Raw genomic sequence first — 5,488 nt, 5'->3', positions numbered from 1 at the left:
CACCCGGCAGCAGCAGGTCGAGCAGAGCATGGTCGGCGACGACGTCGACCGCGCCCGGACCGTCGTGCACCGGTTGGAGAGCGTGCAGGAGCGACTGCGCGGCCTGTCGAGCCTGGCGAACCAGCGGCTCATGTTCCTCGCCCAGCAGGCCGACGCGCCGCAGCAGGGGCCGACGGTCACCCCGGAGCGGGTGCAGTCCGTCCGCGACGAGGCCGATCGGCTCGAGGCCCGCGCCGAGGAGATGGCCGACGACTCCGGTGCCGTCGCCGCCCGCGTGCAGGAGGCCCGCGCCGCGCTCGACGCCCTCGACGAGCAGATCGCCGCGCAGGCGGCCCTGGTGTCGCAGCACGACCTGGAAGCCCAGCGGCTCGCCTCGGCGGTGGACGTCGCGCGGTCGAAGCGCGTCGCCGCGGCGGCCGACCGGGAACGCCGGGAACGCGCGCTGGCCGAGGCGACGGAGCGTGCTGCGCGTGCCGTCGCGGCCCTCGCCGAGATCGGCGTGGACCCCGCCGACGGTGTCGACGAGGAGGCGCTCACCGCCGCCGTCGAGACGACCCGCGAGCAGCAGCGGGCAGCACAGAGCACCAGGGACGAGCTCCGCGACCGCCTGCACACCCTCGAACGCGAGCGGGACGCGCTCGACGCCAGGGTCGTCGCCCTCGGCATGTCGATCGACGTCCGCGACGGGTCCCAGGCGCTCATCGACGCGGGACGTGCGGGCATCGCCGGACGCCTCGCGGACGCGTTGACGGTCGAGCCCGGCTTCGAGGGCGCGGTCGCGATGGCGCTCGACGGGCTCGCCGACGCGGTGCTCGCCGCCGACCGTGCGGTCGCGCTCGACGCCGTCGCGCACGCCCGGTCCGCCGACATCGGTCGCGTCGACGTCGTCGTCGCCGACGCCGACCCTGCTGCGGTCCCCGCGGCGGGACTCCCGGACCGACTCCCCGCGGGCGTCCGCCACGCGCTCGACCTGGTGCAGGGACCGCAGGCACTCACCGCGATCCTGCGGGACACGCTCGTCGCGGTGGACGAGGACGTCGACCTGGAGGCCGTGCTCACCGCCGCCCCGCTGGCCACGGTCGTGACGCGGTCCGGCGACGTCGTCCGGGCCGTCCGCGTGACGGGCGGCGGCGAGCGCGTGACGAGCCGGATCGAACTCGTCGCGGAACGCGACGACGCCGTGACCCGGCGCGACGCGGTCGCGGTCGACGTCGAGGACGCGGCCACGCGCCTCCAGGCCGCTCGCACCGCCGTCGACGACGCACGCCGCCGGGCGGAAGAGGCCGACCACGCGTCCCGCGCGCACGCCCGGGCCACGGCCGAGTACGACCGCAGCAGCGCGTCCGCACGCGCGAAGGCGGAGAACGCCACGGCCGAGGTCGAGCGGCTCCACGCCGCGCTGGCCGAGACGGACGGTGCCGTCGAGTCCGCCGAGGCGGTGCTCGCGGAGGCCGAGGCGGCGTCCGCGGCCTTCACCGAGCGGCCCCGTCCGGCCGTCGACGCGTCGGGCCGGCCGGCGTTGCTGGACGCCCTCGAGGCCGCGCGCGCCGCAGAGATCGAGCAGCGCATCCAGGTCGAGACCGTCCGCGAGCGGGCGCGTGCCGAGCGGAACCGGGCAGCCGGGCTCGAGCGCCAGCTCCGGGCCGAGCGGGCCGCTGCCGAGGAAGCCGCCCGTCGAGCCGTGGTCCGCCGTGCGCAGATCGCCGTCGCGGAGGGGGTGCTCGCCGACCTCCCAGGGCTCCTCGGTGCGGTCGACCGCTCCCTCGCCGAGGCCCGCGTCCGGCTCGCGAACGAGGAGTCCGAGCGGTCGAAGCGGAACACCGAGCTGCAGACGATCCGGAACGAGGAGCGCGAGCTCCGGGACCGCCTGCAGACCCTGACGGACGGCGTGCACTCGCTCGAGATGGAGATCTACGAGAAGAAGCTCCACGTGTCGGGCATCCTCGACCGGGCGCAGAGCGAGCTCGGACTCGTGGAGGCCGTCCTCGTCGCGGAGTACGGGCCGCACGTACCGGTGCCGGTGGACGTGCTCGTCGACCCCCGGGTCCTGGCGCGGAAGCACCGGGAGGCCGAACGCGCCCGAGCGGCGGCGACGGCAGCGGCCGATGACGGATCGGACGGGACGGCCGTCGGCGACGCGGCGACCGCCGACCTCGACCCGGACGAGGTCGTCGTCGAGGCCGAGTCCACGCTGCCCGGCGGCCCCGCCCTGCCCGAGTACGACGCCACCGACGAGGTCGACCCCGCCGACGTCGAGACCGTGCCCTACGTCCGCGCCGAGCAGGAGCAACGCCTCGCGGCCGCCGAGCGTGACCTCGGCCGGCTCGGCAAGGTGAACCCGCTCGCGCTCGAGGAGTTCCAGGCACTCGAGCAGCGGCACGCGTTCCTCGCGGAGCAGCTCGAGGACCTGCAGAAGACCCGCACGGACCTCATGACGATCATCGAGGAGCTCGACCAGAAGATGCAGACCATCTTCGAGGCGGCGTTCCACGACACCCGCGAGGCGTTCGACGTCATCTTCCCGATCCTCTTCCCGGGCGGTTCCGGGTCGATCACGCTGACGAACCCGGACGACCTGCTCGCGACGGGCATCGACGTGCAGGTGAAGCCCGCCGGGAAGAAGATCGACCGGCTGACGCTGCTGTCCGGCGGGGAGCGGTCCCTCGCGGCGGTGGCGCTCCTCGTCGCGATCTTCACCGCGCGCCCGTCGCCGTTCTACATCATGGACGAGGTCGAGGCGGCGCTCGACGACGCGAACCTCGGGCGGCTCCTGACCGTGTTCGAGCGGCTGCGGGAGTCGTCGCAGCTCATCGTCATCACGCACCAGAAGCGGACGATGGAGATCGCGGACGCCCTGTACGGGGTTTCGATGCGGCAGGACGGGGTGTCCGCCGTCGTCGGGCAGCGTGTGCAGGCGCGGTCGGCGGAGCCGGCCGGCGCGGTCGCGTAGCGCGCGCCGACCGAGGCTTGCACGCGGCGACAGTTCTCGCGCTCCGGAGCGCGAGAACTGTCGCCCAGGCCGAGACTCGGCGCGCGCGGGCCGGGATCCGGCGCGCGCGGGCCGGGACGTGGGTCGCGACTACTTCGCGTCGGCCTCGACGGCCTGCTTCGGCTCCCCGGTCGGGGTGAGGCCGCGCTCCTGCCGCTTCTTCGAGACCACCAGCGAGGCGGCCGTCGCGACCGCGATCGTCAGCGCGATGAAGCTCAGCGAGAACCAGATCGGGATCTCCGGCGCCCACTCGATGTGCTCGCCGCCGTTGATGAACGGCAGCTCGTTGACGTGCATGGCGTGGAACACGAGCTTCACACCGATGAAGGCGAGGATGACGGCCAGGCCCTGGCCGAGGTAGATGAGCCGCTCGAGCAGCCCCGCGATGAGGAAGTACAGCTGCCGGAGCCCGAGAAGCGAGAACGCGTTCGCGGTGAACACGATGAACGCGTCCTGCGTCAGTCCGAAGATCGCCGGGATCGAGTCGAGCGCGAAGAGCACGTCGGTCAGGCCGATCGCGACCATGACGAGGAGCATCGGCGTGAAGAGGCGCTTGCCGTCGATCTTCGCGGTGAGCTTGTCGCCGTGGTAGTCGTCGGTGGTCGGGATCACCTTGCGCAGCGTGCGGATGAGCTTCGAGTCGCCCTCGGAGTCGTCGTGGCCGCCGCCCTTCGCCTGCGACCACGCGAGCCAGAACAGGAGCGCGCCGAACAGGTAGAACACCCACGAGAAGTTCTCGATGATCGTGACGCCGAGCGCGATGAACACACCGCGGGCGACGAGGGCGATCGCGACGCCGACGAGCAGGACCTTCTGCTGGTACTCTTTCGGCACGGCGAGCTCGACATGATGATGAGGAAGCCGAACAGGTTGTCGACCGAAAGCGCCTTTCGGTCAGCCAGCCGGGGAAGTACTCGCCACCGGCCTGCCCGCCGCCGAAGACCAGGATGCCGACCCCGAACAGGATGGCGAGCCCGACGTAGAACGCGGACCAGAACGCCGACTCCTTGATGTGCGGCACGTGCGGGGGGCGCACGTGCGAGTAGAAGTCGAACACCAGCAGCGCGAGGATGCCGGCGATGGTGAGGAGCCAGACGAAGAGTGGGACGTCCACGGGTTTCCTTCAGGTCAGGGGCGGGCCTGGACGGCGCGCCGGAGCCTGAAGGTCTCTTCCGCCGCTGCCGCACGATGTGCTGGCCGCGACCGGCGCCCCGGGTCCGGATCGTTCCGGACCGTACTGACGGGGTCACCGAGAGGGAATACTCCCCTTCGTGGTTCTGAGCGTACCCGGCACAGCGCACGTGTGCCGCGCTCTAAGCTGGGAACATGGCGAGTTCCTGGTCCCTGTCCTCCCGGCTGCGCGGGCTCTTCCAGCGCAAGACGATCGACGAGACCACGTGGGACGACCTCGAGACCGCACTCATCGGCGCCGACTTCGGTCCCGACGTCTCCGAGGCGATCATCGAGGACCTCCACGCGCGTGTCGACCGCTACGGCACGACCGACCCCGCCGACCTGCAGCGCATGCTCCGCGAGGTCCTCGAGGAACGGCTGTCGAAGCTCGACACGACGCTGAAGCTCAGCAACCGGCCGGCCGTCGTGCTCGTCGTCGGGGTGAACGGCGTCGGCAAGACCACCACGATCGGCAAGTTCGCCAAGTTCCTCAAGACGTACGACCGCACGGTGGTCGTCGGTGCGGCGGACACCTTCCGCGCGGCAGCGGTCGAGCAGGTCGCGACCTGGGCCGCGCGCGCCGGGGTCGACGTCGTGCGCCCCGCGCAGCCCGGACAGGACCCGGCGTCGGTGGCGTACCAGACGGTCGAGAAGGCCATCCGCGAGGGCACCGAGATCGTCGTCATCGACACCGCCGGCCGGCTGCACACCAAGGCCGGCCTGATGGACGAGCTGACGAAGATCAAGCGAGTGGTCGAGAAGCAGACCGAGATCGCCGAGGTGCTCCTCGTGCTCGACGCCACCACCGGGCAGAACGGGCTGGCCCAGGCGCAGGCGTTCATCGAGGGTGCCGGGGTCACCGGGCTCGTCATCACGAAGCTCGACGGGTCGGCCAAGGCCGGCTTCGTGCTGAGCGTCCAGGAGAAGACGGGCATCCCGATCAAGCTCATCGGACAGGGTGAGGGCATCAACGACCTCACGGGTTTCACGCCGCACGTGTTCGTGCAGAACCTCGTCGGCTGAGACGTCCAGCGCCCTCCGGGGTCTCGGCGCATTGCTCGACACCTGTCAGTGAACGCGGTCACCCCGCGACGAGTACCGTCTCCGTCGGCCCGGGCATCCGCTCGGTCTCGTTCCAGGGATTGGAGACCCCCATGCCCGCACTGCTGATCATCGCGATCATCGTCGGCCTCGTCCTGCTCTTCAGCGGCATCTTCGTCGCAACACTGAAGTTCCTGCTCTTCATCGGCATCGCGCTCATCCTGCTCGCGATCAACATCGTCATCACGGTGCTCGACGGGCGTGGCGACGGGGTCGCATCGGGAT

General features: G+C 71.5%; 2 protein-coding genes and 1 pseudogene. 2 read left to right on the top strand and 1 reads right to left on the bottom strand.

Annotated features, from left to right (window positions below):
- Positions 1–2,950, top strand: a 2,950-nt coding sequence (locus I59_RS15700) for an AAA family ATPase (protein WP_022904681.1), incomplete at its 5' end; no start/stop codon positions are given.
- 129 nt (positions 2,951–3,079) lie between these two features.
- On the opposite strand, the pseudogene I59_RS20220 reads toward I59_RS15700, so the two are convergent.
- Positions 3,080–4,103, bottom strand: a pseudogene (locus I59_RS20220) (TerC family protein).
- 212 nt (positions 4,104–4,315) lie between these two features.
- Here I59_RS20220 and ftsY point away from each other — a divergent pair.
- Entirely contained in the window at positions 4,316–5,185 is an 870-nt protein-coding gene (gene ftsY / locus I59_RS15690) for a signal recognition particle-docking protein FtsY (RefSeq protein ID WP_022904680.1), read from the top strand.
- The last annotated feature ends 303 nt before the right edge of the window (positions 5,186–5,488 follow it).

The sequence above is a fragment of the Curtobacterium sp. B8 genome, from assembly GCF_000333315.1.
GTDB classification, from domain to species: Bacteria; Actinomycetota; Actinomycetes; order Actinomycetales; family Microbacteriaceae; genus Curtobacterium; species Curtobacterium luteum.
Note: the sequence above shows the minus strand (reverse complement) of the source record. Positions and strands in the feature narration are given on the sequence as shown.